This is a genomic window from Chthoniobacter flavus Ellin428 (assembly GCF_000173075.1).
Classification (GTDB): Bacteria; Verrucomicrobiota; Verrucomicrobiia; order Chthoniobacterales; family Chthoniobacteraceae; genus Chthoniobacter; species Chthoniobacter flavus.
In genome coordinates this window covers 143,854-160,544 of sequence record NZ_ABVL01000011.1, presented here as the reverse complement: position 1 = coordinate 160,544, position 16,691 = coordinate 143,854, and the positions used below count along the sequence as shown (strand labels likewise).

At 59.9% G+C, this 16,691-nt stretch carries 9 protein-coding genes and 10 tRNA genes; 3 read left to right on the top strand and 16 right to left on the bottom strand.

Annotated features, from left to right (window positions below; genetic code table 11):
• The first annotated feature begins 344 nt into the window (after window positions 1–344).
• Both CFE428DRAFT_RS18455 and CFE428DRAFT_RS18450 read left to right on the top strand, forming a co-directional pair.
• Window positions 345–2,372, top strand: a complete 2,028-nt coding sequence (locus CFE428DRAFT_RS18455) for a DUF1592 domain-containing protein (RefSeq protein WP_006981137.1) — start codon at window positions 345–347, stop codon at window positions 2,370–2,372.
• The gene (locus CFE428DRAFT_RS18450; protein WP_006981136.1) at window positions 2,365–3,669 is read left to right on the top strand and encodes a DUF1501 domain-containing protein; all 1,305 of its coding nucleotides are present in this window, start codon (window positions 2,365–2,367) and stop codon (window positions 3,667–3,669) included. Before CFE428DRAFT_RS18455 ends, CFE428DRAFT_RS18450 begins: the two co-directional genes overlap by 8 nt.
• A 202-nt stretch (window positions 3,670–3,871) precedes the next feature.
• On the opposite strand, the gene CFE428DRAFT_RS18445 is transcribed toward CFE428DRAFT_RS18450, so the two are convergent.
• From CFE428DRAFT_RS18445 to CFE428DRAFT_RS18400, 10 genes are all read right to left on the bottom strand, one after another.
• The gene (locus CFE428DRAFT_RS18445; protein WP_006981135.1) at window positions 3,872–5,059 is read right to left on the bottom strand and encodes an AAA family ATPase; all 1,188 of its coding nucleotides are present in this window, start codon (window positions 5,057–5,059) and stop codon (window positions 3,872–3,874) included.
• A 90-nt stretch (window positions 5,060–5,149) separates the two neighbouring features.
• Window positions 5,150–5,950: a slipin family protein gene (locus CFE428DRAFT_RS18440; protein ID WP_006981134.1), complete on the bottom strand. Its 801-nt coding sequence runs from the start codon at window positions 5,948–5,950 to the stop codon at window positions 5,150–5,152.
• 275 nt (window positions 5,951–6,225) lie between these two features.
• A tRNA-Lys gene (locus tag CFE428DRAFT_RS37535) sits at window positions 6,226–6,297 on the bottom strand.
• 79 nt (window positions 6,298–6,376) lie between these two features.
• Window positions 6,377–7,411 carry a TROVE domain-containing protein gene (locus CFE428DRAFT_RS18435; RefSeq protein ID WP_006981133.1) on the bottom strand — a complete coding sequence of 345 codons (1,035 nt, stop codon included), beginning with the start codon at window positions 7,409–7,411 and terminating at the stop codon, window positions 6,377–6,379.
• Window positions 7,306–7,815 (bottom strand): hypothetical protein, encoded by a 510-nt coding sequence (locus tag CFE428DRAFT_RS37530; RefSeq protein WP_042725280.1) that lies wholly within the window; start codon window positions 7,813–7,815, stop codon window positions 7,306–7,308. The genes CFE428DRAFT_RS18435 and CFE428DRAFT_RS37530 overlap by 106 nt, the downstream gene beginning before the upstream one ends.
• Window positions 7,816–8,197: 382 nt before the next feature.
• Window positions 8,198–8,264: transfer RNA gene (locus tag CFE428DRAFT_RS18425), tRNA-Asn, on the bottom strand.
• 178 nt (window positions 8,265–8,442) lie between these two features.
• Window positions 8,443–9,939, bottom strand: coding sequence for a S16 family serine protease (locus CFE428DRAFT_RS18420; RefSeq protein WP_157447568.1), 1,497 nt, complete (start codon window positions 9,937–9,939; stop codon window positions 8,443–8,445).
• Between the two features lie 252 nt (window positions 9,940–10,191).
• A tRNA-Leu gene (locus CFE428DRAFT_RS18415) sits at window positions 10,192–10,266 on the bottom strand.
• Between the two features lie 345 nt (window positions 10,267–10,611).
• A tRNA-Arg gene (locus CFE428DRAFT_RS18405) sits at window positions 10,612–10,687 on the bottom strand.
• 172 nt (window positions 10,688–10,859) lie between these two features.
• Window positions 10,860–10,934 (bottom strand) — tRNA-His (locus CFE428DRAFT_RS18400).
• A gap of 144 nt (window positions 10,935–11,078) precedes the next feature.
• Here CFE428DRAFT_RS18400 and CFE428DRAFT_RS18395 point away from each other — a divergent pair.
• A complete protein-coding gene (locus CFE428DRAFT_RS18395; RefSeq protein WP_006981129.1) occupies window positions 11,079–12,779 on the top strand; it encodes a hypothetical protein in 1,701 nt (566 codons plus the stop codon).
• A 219-nt stretch (window positions 12,780–12,998) separates the two neighbouring features.
• On the opposite strand, the gene CFE428DRAFT_RS18390 is transcribed toward CFE428DRAFT_RS18395, so the two are convergent.
• From CFE428DRAFT_RS18390 to CFE428DRAFT_RS41180, 6 genes are all read right to left on the bottom strand, one after another.
• A tRNA-Thr gene (locus tag CFE428DRAFT_RS18390) sits at window positions 12,999–13,071 on the bottom strand.
• Window positions 13,072–13,915: 844 nt separating this feature from the next.
• Window positions 13,916–13,990 (bottom strand) — tRNA-Pro (locus CFE428DRAFT_RS18385).
• A 102-nt stretch (window positions 13,991–14,092) separates the two neighbouring features.
• A tRNA-Arg gene (locus CFE428DRAFT_RS18380) sits at window positions 14,093–14,167 on the bottom strand.
• Window positions 14,168–14,518: 351 nt separating this feature from the next.
• Window positions 14,519–14,592: transfer RNA gene (locus tag CFE428DRAFT_RS37525), tRNA-Arg, on the bottom strand.
• 336 nt (window positions 14,593–14,928) lie between these two features.
• Window positions 14,929–15,005, bottom strand: a tRNA-Met gene (locus CFE428DRAFT_RS18375).
• A gap of 222 nt (window positions 15,006–15,227) precedes the next feature.
• Window positions 15,228–15,530 carry a GIY-YIG nuclease family protein gene (locus tag CFE428DRAFT_RS41180; RefSeq protein WP_042725317.1) on the bottom strand — a complete coding sequence of 101 codons (303 nt, stop codon included), beginning with the start codon at window positions 15,528–15,530 and terminating at the stop codon, window positions 15,228–15,230.
• Between the last annotated feature and the right edge of the window lie 1,161 nt (window positions 15,531–16,691).

The window sequence follows — 16,691 nt, the reverse complement described above, 5'->3', positions numbered from 1 at the left end:
CCCCACTCGGTTTTGCGCCCGCGTTGGTCTGGCTTTGCCCTTGGTCGTCGGCATGTACTGGTGCTCGAGTGGGAGCGTGAGTGCGGAGGAATCCGACGTTCACAAGACCGGCTCCGAAGCGGCGCTCTACAGTGGTGCGGCGTGCATCGCGCCGGACAACTATTTCCTCGACGAGGTCTGGACCAAGGTGGCCGCGCAGGCCTGCCTGAAGTGCCACAAGGTGGGCGGCGATGCGGAAGACACGAAACTTGTGCTGGAGGATCCGACACGGGAAAAGACGCCGGGGGAAGCGACGAAGCACAATCGTGCGGCCTTTGCCGATGTCGCCAGGCTGCGGGAGAAGAATGAATCCGCGATTGCTGCTCAAGGCGACCGGCGGGCTGGACCACGAAGGCAAGCAAGTGATCAAGGCCGACTCGACGGCTTACCGCATTCTCGCGGAATGGGTTCGTCAGGTGAACGATCCGCATGGTGGAAAGTCCGGCATGAAGATTGCCGTGAGTGCCCAGGACACCCGGTCTTTCTTCGACGGCGTGGCGATGCTGGATAATCGGAAGCTCATGCGGCGGATCACGCTTTCACTCGCCGGGCGGTTGCCGTCCGAAGACGAACTGGCCGCCGCGCAGAAAGATGGCGTGAAAGCCGTGGGGCCGATCCTCGACAAGCTAATGAAGGAGGATGCGTTCTACGATCGGCTCGCCGAGGCGTTCAACGACATCTTCCTCACGCGCGGTTACGATGGCGTGCCGGAAACGGCGCTCTCCTACGACAACTTCGAGAAGACGCGCAACTGGTGCCAGAAATACGACCTGAAGATCGAGGACAAGGCCGCGCAGCAAAAGGCACGTTACAAGCTGACCGATGATTATCGCGAGGCGATGCTGCGCGAACCGACGGAGCTGATTAAATACATCGTCCGCAACGAACGGCCTTTCACGGAAATCGTGACTGCGGATTACATCATGGTCTCGCCCTACACCGCACGGGGTTACGGCGTCTACGACGAGATGCGCGAGAAATTCCACAACCCCGAGGATCCGTTTGAATACCTGCCGGTGCGGCTCAGCGCGTTGAAGCATCGCAACGGCAAGGTGCAGGAATCGGCGACCAGCTTCTATCCGCACGCCGGGTTGCTCACCACCTTTCAATATCTGCGGCGCTATCCCACGACGGAGACGAATCGCAACCGTCTCCGGGCGCGCATGTATTTCCAGTTCTTCCTCGGCATCGATGTCCTGGAACTCGCTCCCCGCGTTTCGGACGCCGCCGCGATCACGGCGAAGTTCAAAGTGCCGACGATGGAGGCCTCCGAGTGCGTGATCTGCCATAAGACGATCGATCCGATCGCCGGGCTGTTTCAGGATTACTACGATTTGCCGGATGCACTTTTCGGCCCGCGCAAGGATGGCTGGTTCAAGGACATGTTTGTCCCCGGTTTCGAAGGCGAAAATTTGCCACCGCAGGATCGCTGGCGGGCGTTGCAATGGCTCGGCGAGCGCACGGCAAAGGATCCGCGCTTTGCCACGACCATGGTGGAGCACGTTTACTTTATTCTCACCGGCCGCAAGACGCTGCTGCAGCCGAAGTCACTCGACGATCCGCTCTACGATGCGAAACAGCGTGCCTATCGGGCGCAGCGCGCAGAGGTGGAACGCATCGCGAGTGTGCTGGTGAAAAATGGCTTCAATCTGAAAGTCGTTTTCAAGGAATGGGTGGCGTCGCCGTTCTATCGCGCGGATACCCGCAGCCCGATCGCCAATTCGCCGAACGCCGAACAGCGTCAGGCGGAAATGGCCGACCTCGGCATCGCGCGAATGCTCTCACCCGAACAACTCGAGCGCAAAATCACCGCGGTCTTCGGCAAGCCTTGGAACCGGTTGCGCGACAAACAGATCGCGATGCTCTACGGTGGCATCGATTCGAAGGAAGTAACCGAACGCGCGGTGGACCCGAGCGGGGCAATGGGCGCATTGCAGCGGATCATGTCGAACGATGTCGCCTGCAAAGAGGTATCCTCGGATTTTGCTCTCGAACCGACCCAGCGCCGGCTCTTCCCCGGCATCAAACCGGACGTGCTGCCCGGCGTCTCGACCGAAAATGACCAGCGCATTCGCGCGGCCATCGTGCATTTGCATCAGCTCTTGCTCGGTCAGTATGACATCAAGGAGAACGATCCCGAAGTGGACCGGACTTTCCAGTTGTTCGCCGGCATCCTCGAGGATGCCCACGCGCGCAAGGGCATCGAGCCGCAGGAGACATATAACTGCCGGGGCGATAATGAAAAGCGTCTTCCCGATCCCGACTATACCGTGCGTGCCTGGCGGGGTGTGGTCACTTATCTCCTCCGCCAGGAAGCCTTCCTCTATGAATAACAAATCCCGGCGCGATTTTCTGCAGCTCTGCGGCCTGGCTGGGCTCGGCGTGGCTGCGCCCGTGTGGTTTCCCACGCTCAGCCGCGCGGCCTCTGAGGAATTGGCGGCTTACGATGGACCCTACTACGTTGTCTTCAACGCCGCGGGCGGCTGGGACACGACGTATCTCATGGACCCGAAAGGGATCAATGGGATCAACCGTCTTTATAAAGACGGAGACATCCTCACTCATGGGAATCACAAATTCGCGCCGACCGCGGGGAAATTTCAGGTGGGGATGAGTAATGAGGATTTCTATGCCGAGTTTGGCAGCGAGTTGCTGGTGATCAACGGACTCGATTACTCGGTGAACAACCACTCGCCTGGCGCGCGTTACATGGCCACCGGCAAGCTCGACAGTGACGCCTATCCGACCTTTGCCGCGCTCGCCGCGGCCTGCAAAGGGCCGACGTGTCCGCTGGCCTTTCTGACTTTCGGCAACTACTCGAACACCGGCAATCTCGTGGCGATGTCGCGCATTCCGTACCTGCCTTCGCTGGCCAAGGTGGCGAATGCGGATTCCATCGAGGGCAACCTGCGGATGCCGTACGAAGACGACTTCGTCGTCGATCGCATCCAGCGGGCGCTGAAAGAACAGATCGACCAGCGCGTTGCGGATACGCTGCTGCCGCGCGTCGAGCGCGCGCAGAGCATGCTCTACGCGGCGCAGATGAATTCGCAATCGCTGCAGCGCATCACGCCTTTCATCCCGGCGAAGATCCCGAAGGAACGTTTGTCGCAGCAGGCGGAGATCGCGCTCGCGGCCTTCAAAGCCGGCGTTTGCGTGTCCGCAAACATCAGCATCGGGCAATTCGATAGTCACAATAACAACGACGTCGATCAGATGAAATTGATCCCGGAATTTCTCGCGGGCATCGCCTATTTTCTCCGGCGCGCGGAGGAATTGAAGATCCGGGAGAAGCTCGTGGTCATCGTGCAGAGCGAGATGGGCCGCACGCCGAATTACAACAACGGCAATGGCAAGGACCATTGGTCCATCGGCTCGGCGATGATCCTGGGGCCCGGCATCCGTGGCAACCGGGTGATTGGTGCGACGGATGAGAAGCAGTTCGCTGTGCCGGTGGTGCCCGATACGCTGGCGTGCGATGCCGCGAAGGGTCTGCGCATTCGTCCGGAGCATATTCATACCGAGCTGCGGGTGCTGGCGGGGATTGCCGATCATCCGATGAGCAAGAAGTTCCCGCTGGGTGTGGTGGAGAAGGATCGGTTGAAGGGGCTGTGGGGGGCGGAAAGTTGATAGTTGAGAGTTGAGAGTTGAGGGTTGAGAGCCGGTTTTCGGCTTGCCATGTCGCCAAGCCAAGGAAAGTGAGCCACCGGCGCCGGCGTCGCAAAGTGCATCGCCGACAGTGTTATCGCGGGAGATAACCCCGGCGGAGCGTATGCTCCACCGGGGCTTGTTCCCCCTCAAACAATTCTCGAATTCCGATTGCTCTCCCCTCCTACGAACTGAAGCCGAGCGACTTCAACGTGGTCGAGAAATGCAGCGAGACCATTTCCACGGCCTCGGCAAACACCTCCTTCACCGGAACACTGCGTTTCTTCGCCAGCGTCAACGCCGTGCGCCGAATCTCGCTGACGTGCGCGCCGGTAAAGGCGCGGCCATGGCAGAGTCGCCGCAGATCGGGCGTGAGCTGGCTCGCCTCGAAGTAGAGGTCCAGCAAACGATCCACTTCCTCGTCGCTCGGCCGCGTGAAGTGATATTTGCGATTGAACCGCACCGGACGGTTATTCACCGCCTTGTCGAGCAGGTGCAGATGGTTGGTCGTCGCCACGACGATCAATTGCTCCGGACGCTCGGTGAGGCCGGAGAGAAATTGCAGAAAATCCGCGAGCCGCAGACCTTCTCCATCGAGGCGCTCGCCGGCAAAGGAATCGATGTCCTCGAGGATGACCACGCACGGCGCCAGATAGTCGGTGATGAACGTAGTGAGCTCGGAAAAATTCACCTCCCCCACCAGGTAGCAACTGGAGAAGCCTTCGCGCACCGCTTCGTGGATGATCGCCTGGCACATCAGCGATTTGCCGGTGCCCGGTTCGCCGTAGAAGATCACCCCATTGGAAAAGCGCGTGTGCTTCAACTGGAAGAGCGTGTTGTCGTAGATGTCCTCGACCATGCGACGGTCGACGATGAGGCTTTCGAAGGTCGTCTCCGGTGTCGGTTTGATGACGGCGCGGAAGGTGTCCTCGTCGTCGCCCATGATCTGGAGATGTTTGCAGCGCAGCGGATTGCGAAGCCGGATTTCATCTTTCACTTCGCGCACGAGGCGCGTGAGATCGCGCGTAGCCTTGAACGCGTGGCCGCGGGTTTGGGGATCTGCGTGGTAGGCCAGCAGCACACCGCCCATGGAATAGACGACGATGCCCTTGGTAATCACCGGTTCGCAACGACCGTGCGCAATTTCCAATTCCGCCCGAGCGTCCACGGCGACCTCGAAGATGTCGTCGGCACGTTCTGCGAGAAAACGTTGAATCGTATAGCCGCACAGCCGGTAGCCGAACCAGGTCTGGTTGCTAAAGGTGTAGCTGAGGAGCGCGTCCTCGCGCACCGGGCCGTCGGAAAAGAGCGGCTCGCCGGCACGGGTAGCCTCGCGCAACAGGGTTTCAATTTCAGAGGTGGAAGTATTCATGGTGAATGGACTGATGGGTTGTGATGAGAGGGCTGCCCCGGCGAAGCGCGTGCCTCGCCGGAGCGTTGTTCCCCTCACAAATAGGGCGGACTAGTTTTCCGTGGCCGAAGGGCCAGGGTCGCTGGCACCGCGTGTTTTGTGCGTGGCAAGCAGCGGAGCGAGGTCGTTCATGACCAGCGTCTGCCGGCCTTCGGCGGCTTCGAGCGTTTGCAGGAAGCGCAGCGTGGCGAGGGCCGGGTGGTCTTCGAGCAGACGAGCGGCATTGGCCAGATTGCGCAGCGCTGCGGATTCACCGCGGGCTCGCTCCAACGCGGCCTGGCCTTGCTGACGGGCCTTGAGCGTTTCGCTGAAGGCCTTGCGCAGATCGCCTGGCAGCATGACATCGCGCACCTCAGCCGCATGGATTTGCACGCCGAGGGCCGCGGCTGCCGGAGCGACGAGCTCGCGCAGTTGAGCACCGAGCGCCACGCGCTGGCCGAGAAGAGCCTCCAGCGTCGCACCGGCCACCGCTGTGCGGATCGCTGTTTGTGTTGCACTGTAGATATGCCCGGTGTGATTGTCCGCGGTTTGCACCGCCTTCGCCGCATCGACCAATTGCGTGGTGAGTACGACGCTGAGCTTCACCGCGACGTTATCCGCGGTCAGCACTTCCTGTCCGGCCACCGCCAGCAGGACCTGGCGCCGATCAAGACACTGCAAACGGAAGTGCGTCCCCCAGCGCGCGTAAAGGCCCGGCGCAAATGCGGCGACGAGCTTGCCCCGACGATAGAGCAGCCCGACGAAGCCTTCGTTCACGAGGAATTCGCGGCGGTAGCGGGCACGCACCACGACCGTCGCCAGGGTGATGACAATGAAACAGGAAACGGTGAGAAAGATGAAATCGGCGTTCATGGGAATGGGTGTAGTTTGAGGTGAAAGGAATGCGCCCACGCCGGTGTCCATCGACTGGTCACGGGCAACGCGGCGCCATGGCCGGCTACGCAAAGCGGCCTCATCGATTGCGCGAGTGCGCCCGGAGCATCGGCGTGGTTGCTGTTTTGGGGCTTGAACCCAATCTCGGCTGTTTAAGCCGATTACCTGGTTTAATCGCGGGTGAGCCGATATGCGGAAACCGCAACCATCGATGACGGGCGGCCACTGGCGGAAATACCCAGCGAAAAAGGGAATGAACCCGTAGGGATTTGCACCCTCCTCAGCCGCTTAAAAGACGGCTGCTTCGCTATCAAAGCTTCGGGTTCGAAAGAGGTGTAAGGGGGGAACCAGAAAGCCCGCCCGGCGCGTCGGGCCGAACGGGCTTCTGGTTTGTTTGTGCTACCGCTAGAGTTCGATGGCCTCGATTTCGTGGACGAGGGCATGCTTGTCTTCCTCGAGGAAGCGCATCGTCTGGAACGCCTTGTCGGAGAATCCGGCGAGGCAGTAGACGTTGCGCTCCGGGAATTGGAGCGTGCCGTATCCGGCGAGGTCGAAGCTGAAGACATGCGGATCGCAACCCGTGCGCTGCTTGTAAGCGGCGAACGTGTCCGTCGGCGCCTGGTGGCCCATCCAGCCCTGCATGTCGGACAGGATGACGATGCGATCGTAGGCGCAGGTCGTGCGCTGGAAGATCGCGTGGAAGTTCGTGCCTCCCCCCGGCGCGTGACGCGCAATCTCACGCGTGAGCGTGAGCGTGGAGTCGCGGCGGTTGAGGGCGACGAAATCCGCATCGTTGCTGAAGACCATGACGGTGGCGCCGACATTGGCCTTGGCCAGCACGGCCGCGAAGAGCGAGCCAATGGCCAGCGGGCGGCCATTCATCGAGCCGGAACCGTCGAGCGCGATGAGCGTGCGGCCGTCGAACGCCGGCACATTGGCCAGCGACTTGTCGACCGCCTCGCTGAGCGCCGGCAGCACGTCACTGGCCCGCGGCAGCTTGCTCGACTGTACGGCCTCGAGGGCCGTGAGGTAGCGGAACGGCAGCACGAGCGACTTCGCGATGAGGCGCTCATCGACCAGCATGGCGAGCGCGGCATCCACGCACTGCGGAGCCTGCTCGAGAATGTTGCGCAGGTTTCGCAGGAGCGCGAAGTAGCCGAGCTTGCGCGAGGCGATGAGCTCTTCCCACGCGGCGCTCTTGAGCTCCGCGACTTCCTCCTCGTTCTCGCCGCGGGCACCCGCTTGCGTGAGCTTCGTCTCCCACGTGGCGGCCGGAGCGAGGTCACCACGCATGAGCTTGCGCAGCGGTTCGGAGTGCGGCGGATGGAGCAGATTCACCGCATCCACCAGCTTGAGCTCCGCCGTGTCGCGGCGGTACTTGGCGAGCTGGTACTCGTCAAACTCCGCGAGCGCCCGCGCCGAGGCCCTTCTTGAGGGCATTCGGGATCGGGCGCGCGTAGGCCGCGAGGTAGCAGGCGAGGATCTCGAGCACTGTCATCCGGTCGGTGGACGACACCGCGGTAGAAAGCGCTTCGTCCACGGGCGGCGCCCTTCACGCCACGCGCGAGTTCGGCGGCGACGAGGTGCGAGACCGAGCGCATGCCGGCACGCGTGCGCGCGTAGATGGCGGCCTTGGCGACGAAGGCCTTGTTTTCGGTGGCCGCGACGAGTTGCTTCACCCGCGCGGCAGTGGCATCGCCGCTGCGGTAGAATTGGTCGCCGAGCATCGCCGTGAGCAGGATCGAGACGAGCTCCGCCTTCGGCGATTGGGAGAAAGCGCAACCGCCGGCGAGGTTGGTGGTGTTGCCGCGGGCGATGCGCTTGAGCAGGGTGTTGAACTTCATGGTTCACCTCCATTGGTTGGTGGACGCGCGAAGGGCGCGACCGGGGTTGTGGTGGTTCTAAAAAAGGGGATTGCGCGGAGAATCCGGCCTGGGTGGTATCAGGCAATGAACGTGGCGTGCGAAATCACAGATCTCGCGTTGCCGGTTGGTGCCCGTCGAGGTGGATGGCCTCGCATTTCGGTTTCGAGTCGAAGGAACCCTGACCTCACTGCCGCGCAAAGGGATTTGAGGAGAAAAGCGGCGGGATAACTGCCGCAAAGCGGCAAGGCCGCAGCCCGATTTCTCGGACTATCGACTATCGAAGTAACCCCATCCTCACTGCCTCAAAGGTATTTTGCGGAGAAAGCTGGCCGGAGAATTGAAATCGAGCGGATTACGCCGCTCAATTCGACGGGATTTGAACCTGTAACATTGTACCTAACAGGTACATACTCTACCATTGAGTTACGAAGGAACTCCGGTCTCACTGCCGCAAAAGTGAATGAAAGCTTTTCCCGGAGAAAATCGGTGTGGGTTTCGCCCCCGGAAAATGGAGGCGGCAGGAGTCGAACCTACTAGTTCCAGAGGAACCAGCCGAAGTATCCCATACCTCGCTACCGGGAAAAAATCTTGCGGGGACTGGGTCGCTTATTTCTTGAGCAACTCGGACATCAGGCTGCCGTCCGTATCGAGCTTGCGTATTGCGAGGAGCAGGCGAGAGCGCGACTCCTGAAGATCTTCCCTCATTTGCGAAACGAAACCACTTTCGCGCTGCGCCAGATAGTTTATTTGCTGCCAATTGCGGACACCGTTCGTGTTCGGCGGCTGATAAGTGGCCATCGAACGCAAAGCGCCCGCGTAGGCGATGCAACATCTTTTCAGGTCCTGCGAGCGAGGATCCAGGATCGGCGTGACGCGTTGCAAAGACTTGATGCACTGGTTGAACTCGCGGTCGGGAAAAATGGCGAGGCCGCGGTCGTTGGTTGCCACCGGTCGGGCTTTGCTTTCCCCGGGACCCACGACATCGCTGACGAATAAATACGAGGCGGCAACGATCTCCTCGACTGAGCGGTTCAGGCTCAGCTCCGTTGGGAGCTGATTTTCCGCTGCCTTGAGCAGTGTCGCCGCGGAGAGATGATTCGGCGCGAGCCGCAGCACTTCCTTCAATTCCGTCTGCACGATGGGCGATTGCAAATAGTTTGGCGTGACCGTGGCCGGCAGACGGGCGCGGAGCGCATTGAATCGCGCAATCGCCTGCTGGACGTCTCCGGGCCGATCGGTTCGAGCCAGGCTGAGGGCCTGATCAATCGTGCCGATCGTGAAAATCTGCATCTCCCAAAGGGGCGAGGTGCCATCGAGCAAAGCAAAGTCCACGACGTCACGTGCATTGCGCTCGGGAACGAGCGCGATCTTGCATTTGCCTACGATCGCGCCACGCAACTTGTCGACCACCGCGCCAACCGGCTGCACCGTGCCGTCGACGGTGAGATCGCCGGTCACCGCTACCGAAGAGTCGAGCGCAATCTCCTGGGTCGCCGCCAGCATGACGATCGTAAAGCCCGTCCCGGCGGAGCCGCCATCCTTCGAAGTGAACTTATCCTCGAAACTCAGCCGCACGGAAAAGTTCTGCTCCCAATCCCGCGACCGCTTGCGCACGTAGCGAAGTCCTTCATCGAACGAAGTCTGCATCTCCGAACCAACTTCGGTGGTGAGCTTCGCGCTCACGTTATCCGGCGCTTCCCGGGTGGCATAAATTTGGGAAGTCAGCCCCATGCGACCATCCGTCCCGGGTCGCATGACAAAGAGAAGATGCAGATGGCCCGCGTCTTCGACCGAACGGCGTTTTGGATTGGAGAAAAGATGTTTGAACCACGGCGCTTCCACTTCCCCGGCCTGGATGGAGGGCGCGGACGGAGCTGCCGCCCCGCTCGGATCCGGCGACGGCGGCGTCACCGGTTCGATCTCTTCCGCCGATGACGCGGGCGCGGTTTGCGCCGTAGTGGTGCCGATGGAGTCGAGCCAATGATGGAACGAGCGACGCAGATACCAAGGCGAGAATCCCGTGGCCGTCATCGTGGCCCAGCCGACGAAACCCAGGCAGAAAGCAGCAAACCCGATGGCGGGCCAGCGGGATCTTTTACTCACCGCCCGTAAGCGGGCGAGGCACTCGGCTGACCGCTCCGTGGCGCAAGTCCGGCAAAAATTCTGTTTTCCTCGCAACACCACCTCGGCGGCCGAGTAGGTGCGACAACACAAGTCGCACCTCAAGGACAGGTTGTAGCTGGGCTGAGCACTCTCCGGCATGGGCGTTGGCAATTTCCGATTTCCTTCTCTGAGAAAGCAATACGGATGCCCTGCATCCGGGATATTACGTTTAAATACGCCGCGGCGGAATAGTAGTCGCGGCTGGATTCGAACCAGCACTCGCGGCGCTCTCGACGCCGTGCCTCTGCCAGGTTGGGCTACGCGACCTTTGGAATTGCGAAATGAGATTGGCGGAACGCGGAGGGCATGCTCCCCATCCGCTGTGAGGCGGACGATTTCTTTAGCGGAGAATCCCGGCTCGCTAGTCCGGTTCACGTTCCATGGTGCCCGCGGTGAGACTTGCACTCACACTTTTCCGCTTTTGAGGCGGATGTCTCTGCTCTTGGACTACGGGGGTCTGTTTTGGGGATGCTCCCGGTCGGGGTTGCACCGACACTGGACCGGGTTTAAGCCGGCTGCCTCTGCGTTGGGCTACGAGAGCAATCTCCCCTGTTTGGGATAAATGTTTCCCGGCGGCGTCTGCTGGTCGGGCTCCACCGGGAAAAAATGAAGTGGTGCTCCCGGCAGGAGTTTCGCCTGCAACCGCCGCGTTCGAAGCGCGGTGCTCTCTACATTGAGCTACGGGAGCGTTTTGATGGTATGAAAGTGGAGCGCGCGCCCGGATTGCCGCTCCGGCGGCATGCGGGATGCGCTCCGCGGTTCGGCATGGCGCTTCCGCGCTTGGCGTTCGCACCGGGTAAGAGCGGAGTTGCAGTCCGCCGCCGCGACTTCTTTGGCATCGCGCGCTTGTGTTTTAGTGATGGGGTGGCCGTCGGGAATCGCACCCGAATCTCCTGGTTCACAGCCAGGAACTCTAACTCTTGAGCTACGGCCACAGCTGGTTCGCCACAGGCGAAAGGGATTTCCTCCGGACGCCGACTCGAGGAGTGGCGGGAGGCTAATGTAAAGATGGTTGATGGCGGGAAACTGAAGCGGTTTCGAATCGAAATACGGCACCTGAGTTGCTATGAAAGCGGCCGATGACATCGTTCCTGCGCGCGCTGCCGGTTTGGCTGGTTCTAGGTGGGGTTTCGTGGTTGCTGGCCACAGCCGCTGGCGGGGATCTCACTGACCCAATCACTGTCGGCGCGTTAACTGCGGTACTTTTGCTGGCCGCCTGGCTGACTGCCATCTCCGGCTCGGACGATCTCGAATCCCGCTTCGGAAAGGCTTTCGCTGCGACGATCACCGTTCTCGTTTGGTTCGCGACATCGGTCATCGCCCAAGGGCGGATCGAAGCGCACCCCGAAGAAACGCCGAAGCTTCGGGTATCCTTCGGTGTAGCCGCCTTGCTCGCGACGGGAGTCGTTATTAAGACGCGATCTTATCCACGCTGGGCGACCCTTCGGGGCATCGGGATCACCCTCGCCGTTCCGGCGGTGCTCATCGGGATATTCCTAGGCTGTTATGAACTGAAGACCAAGTCGATCGCCGCCCGCGCCGAGGCGCGTTGGAACGAAATCGGCCTGCCGATGGCGGACATTGAAAAGACATTCGTCGCAGATCGTGAAAATGGCGGCTCGGAAGTGCTGCGCAAGATCCTCAGAGAAGAAATCGGTACCCGCTATTACAAGGATGGCACTCCCGCGGCAGCGCAGGAGCCGGAGATTGGGAACGCAAAAGGCCCTACGGCTCTCGTTGATGAGGCCGTCAAATCGCTCAGAGAATATCCGCCCACAGACGATCTCGATCTCTCTCTACAGACCGTGAGCCGGCTCCAAAGCATGGCGCCGACCATGGACGCCTGTTACCGGAAAATACTCGCCGCGGAACCGCCTACCTGGAGCACCGATCTTCATGACGGATATCAATTGAGCGTGCCGAATTTTCTCGGCGTTCGCAAATTCGCTCAGGTGGCGGCCGCCGATGCGTTGCGACGATTATCCAACGGTGACCAGGAAGGGGCCACGCGCGCAATCAATGCAGGGCTGCGCGTCGCCGACGGAATCCGGCGAAATCCGACACTGGTGTCATTGATGATCGGCATTGCGGTGGATGCGTTGCTTTCGGAAAAGCAGGTCCGCCTTCCCGCCTCGTCCGAGAATGGATTCGCCGCGATTGCTCAAGACACTGAATTTTACCGCGCCGCACTCTTGCGAAGCATGCAGGTCGAGGCGTGGGGTCTACTGCGGTTCTCCTTTCAGACCAGCAATGTGCTGGCTGATGATCCTCAGTCCAGGATGGCTTTTCTCCCGCGATGGATCAGACGGATGGCGGCCCAGCCTCTGGCTTATCGTCGTTCGGCTGTCGCCGCCCTGAACGATGCCGAGCACGCCGCCATCTTGAAGTCGCCGGAAACGATCACGCGGCCCGACCTGGGTGCCAGCCTGCATGAAGCGATCTCACAAGCGAACCCCAGCGAGTTGGAATGCAATATCGTTCGCGCGGCGATGCGCATTCATGCCACCTTGCTCCTGCGCGAACAGACGGAACTCATCCGGGAGGCGCGCGCACGACTCGCCGAGGGGCGCCCGCTCGAGACGCGGCAATCCGTGGTCTTTCCGCAATTGCATTGGGAACTCACGACCGATGCGGAAAAGAGCTCGGTATCCACCCGTCTCGTCAACGCGCCGGAGTGGATCGTCAAAGGCGAAGTAGCGCCCAAAGCCTTCTGGACGATCCCGGTCGATGGCAGCGTGGCCTGGAAGTTTCACCAACCGGCGCAGACGACCCAGCAGTAAGGCAAATCGTGGTTCCGTAAGCAGCTCCTGCTGCTTTACACCACGGAACCGAAAGGTGGATGCCAATGGCGGTACTGCCCCGCCTCGCTCGCTTTCAAAGAGCGGTAGACTACTTTTATCTGAATTGGCAAAGAGATCCCCTCGCTGGGCATTGCACCCAGTCCAACCGCGTCTGAGGCGGTTTGCTCGCTGATGGCATACGAGGGGAAATAAAGTTAGAGCCCCGTGTCGGACTCGCACCGACGATTACTCCTTTACGAGAGGAGTCCTGTGGCTGCTGAGGCAACGGGGCGAAAAGGAAAGTGCCAGGAGCCAGTAACGAGAGCCAAGTGGCATCACCATCTGGGCGCCGAACACTTGGCTCCTGGCTCTTGGCACTCCAAAACTGGAGAGCCACCACGGTAATGCTCCGTGTTATTCCGGGTAAGAACCGGACGCTTTACTTTTAAGCTAGTGGCCCGAGGAAAAAGTGGAGCGCCGCGTCGGTACTGCCCCGACTTGTCTGCGTTGGAAGCGCAGTGCATTGCTTCTATGCTAGTGGCGCGTGGTCGCTGCTCCGGCGCTCGCATCCGGTTGTTCCGCTCTTCAGGCGGGTGCTCTACTGCATGAGCTAAGCAGCGATTGAAATTGGTCCTTCCTGCGGGTATCGCGCCCACATCGCGCGGTTATCGGCCGCGTGCTCTGCTTTTGAGCTAAGGAAGGAGGAAAAATGGCTGGCCTTCACCGAACTGCCCGGTGAACTGCGCTTTCAGAGAGCGCCGAGTTTCTCGTTACTCCAAAGGCCAATCGAAAAGTGGCGCCCCCACCGTGACTCGCACACGGTTTCACAGATTGAGAATCCGTTTTCCTAACTCATGGAAGACGAGGGAAGTGAGGAAATTGGCATCGCTGGTGGGACTCGCACCCGCTAGGACCGGCTTGAAAGACCGGGCGCTCGAACTGCTTTGCATTCAGCGACATGGAAAATGGGGTGCCTGGCGAGTGCTGCCCTCGCGCGGTCTCCTTCACAGGGAGAAATGCTGCTGTTACATCACAGGCACCATTGGAATGGGAAAGTGGCACCAGCGCTTGGAGTCGCACCAAGCTCGCGCTGCGTAACAGGCAGGCTGCACACTCCGTGCATTCGCTGGTAAAAATGGTCGGGACGACAGGTAACGCTCCTGCTTGCTCCTGCTCCCAAGGCAGGCGCCTCACTTTTAGGCTACGTCCCGATGTGGGAAATGGTCGCGCGCCGGAGGATCGCACTCCGCAGTTCTTGTCCCCGAGGCAAGCGTCGTCGCTAGCTGACTCGCGCGCGTTTTGTTTTTTGAAATTGGTGTTCCTGCCGAGATTCGCACTCGGGGCTCGTCCTTCGCAGAGACGTGTGATTCTAACTTCACCACAGGAACGGAAAGTGGCGGATACGGCGGGTGCTGCCCCCGCTTCACCTCGATCGACAGTCGAGGACTGATGCTGTTCAGACTCGTATCCATGAATGGTCGCTCGACGAGGTAACGCTCCCCGGTTCGCCGGAAGTCGGCCGGCCGTTCTGCTTTTGAACTATCGAGCGGTAAAGGAAATGGTCGCCCGACGTGGTAATGCTCCACGGTCTGCCGGGCGTGGGCCGGTCGCTCTCCTTTTGAGCTATCGGGCGAAATGGAAAGTGGCGGATGGCTGACGACTTGCACGCCAACCCGTGTTGCAGGGTCGCATCGTTTTCGAGACGAGCCCGGTGCGCTTGCCCGGTTAGCCATCCGATGTGCTCCTGACAGGAGTTGTACCTGTGTTGTTCCGCTTAGAAGGCGGGGGCCTGCGTCTGCTCGGCCACAGGAGCGAAAGGCGAGGGGTGGCCACAAAGAGGCACAAAAGACACAAAAAGGAAGCCGCGCAGAAAGAAGTCCTTTGGTGTCTTTTGCGCCTTTTCGCGGCCATCCCAATGAATGAATGGTGGGTTGTGTCGGTAACGCTCCGACGCTGGTCCGGCTGGACAACCGCTTTACAGGCGGTTCGCGATCTTTACGCGGCTAACAACCCAAAGTGTTTGGGCGCCTGCCGACTTGGGCAGGCCGACCCCTGTTATGAAAATTGTGGACCACCACGGCTTTGCACCGTGCTCTTCCGCTTGCGAGGCGGGTGACCTCCTGAATGATCGAGTGGCCCAGAAGGAAAATGGGTAGCGGGGGCGGGAATCGAACCCGCGTATAAACGGCTTATGAGGCCGTCGCCTTTCCACTTGGCGACCCCGCAATTGGAATTGGAATTGGCACGGCGTCTCGGTGCCCTTCGACAAGCTCAGGGCCTAGGCGGCTGTCCCGAGCCCGCCAGGTTTTGGAGACCAGGCTACTTGCTGGCGGCCGCCATGTGGAATTGATGGAAAATTGGAGCGGTCAGCCGGAATGGCACCGCCGTCCGCTGAATAGCGCGCAGGCATCCCGCTGTGGAACGATGACCGCGAAATGGAAAATGAAATCAGTCGTGACTTCGACTGAGGATTCTAAGTCGGAGAGCGTCTCCCGCGATCAGTGCTTCTTTCTTTGCTCGTGAGCACTTTTTGATCTGAACCTCGCGACGCCGCGCCTGTGTATAATCGGCTTGAATTTCGACGAATAGCACAGCAACCGGCGGATCAACCTTGGTTGTCTGGCAGGCGGCTCCCGCTGTGTGGTCGCAGAACCTCGTTTCCGCATCGTCGGAACAGCCAACGTAGAGTTTTCCGGACCGGAGTTGAAGGATATAGACGATAGAGACACCCCTCGACAAGGCCGGGGCCATTCGACGCGCATCCTCGAACAACGACATGCATGTTTCGTAACAGAAGCCGCAGGCCATGAGCAAGCCGAGTGCGACGGGGCGCGTCGAATGGCACCGACATCCCCTGAATGGCGCTCAGGCATCCTGCTGTTGAACGATGGCCGCAAAAAGTGTTGGGGAATCGGCCTGATCGATAGGATCAGGCCGAATGTGCGGCGCGGGTGTATCAGCAGGATGCCCGCGCCGCGTATACGACAAAAAGAACAAACACCGCTGCCCCCTTTCGACACGAAGTCGAAGAGCGCACCCGCAGGAACCATTTCACGGCGGATCTTTCGGTGTTTCAGGCACACCTCCCGAGGTATAACTAATGAAGTTAGTTATACGAAGCCTCTGGACTGTTGGAAAAGTCAGGGGCGAGGGAATCAGACAATACAGGACCGCTAGCCATGATCGTGGGATCGAGTGGCTTGACACTTACTCCGCGAGGTGCAACCGTTGCCGCGGTTACTAACTCACGAAGTGCCTTGCTAGGGACTCTCTTGTATTGGTGACCGATTCCACCCCGTCGTCAGTTGCCGCTGGCGGCGGGGTTTTTATCGCCCACGTGGTTGTGGATTAAATGGGACGGATGATCTGGATGATTTATTAGGGATTCAGGAGGCGGCTTTCATGGCCGCGATAGGGAAAGGGGAAGATTACAGAGGGAAAAATGGCAGATGGCAGAGGCCAGATGGCCAATCGGAAGACTGCGAATGGGCTGAAAACGAAGAACCCTGCTGGCTTTGCGGGCGAGCAGGGTTCTCGAAAATCGATGATCTGGAAAAGATCGTGAACTACCTGCCAACCTCCTTGGTTAGACTTTGATTATTCTCTTCATTCGCAATGAACGCACGGGGGTTCCGCGCTTTGGTGACCTGGGCGTCAAAGGCAAATGAATGCCCTCCGGCGTCCAGACACATACCCACGCAATACGACCATGCGGTCGGTCGCGCAGGCGACGTATGCGAGATGGGGTATGTGGTGGATAACTTCATTGGTTTTGTATGTAATCGTTAATAAGTCCCCGTTCTTAGCTAGTCAATCACGATTTTCAAAATTTCTTCGCAATCGATAACATCGAACCGAGTCACCCGGGTAACACCGGCGCCTAATTCGAGTTGCGATCGAATTACTTTTGTC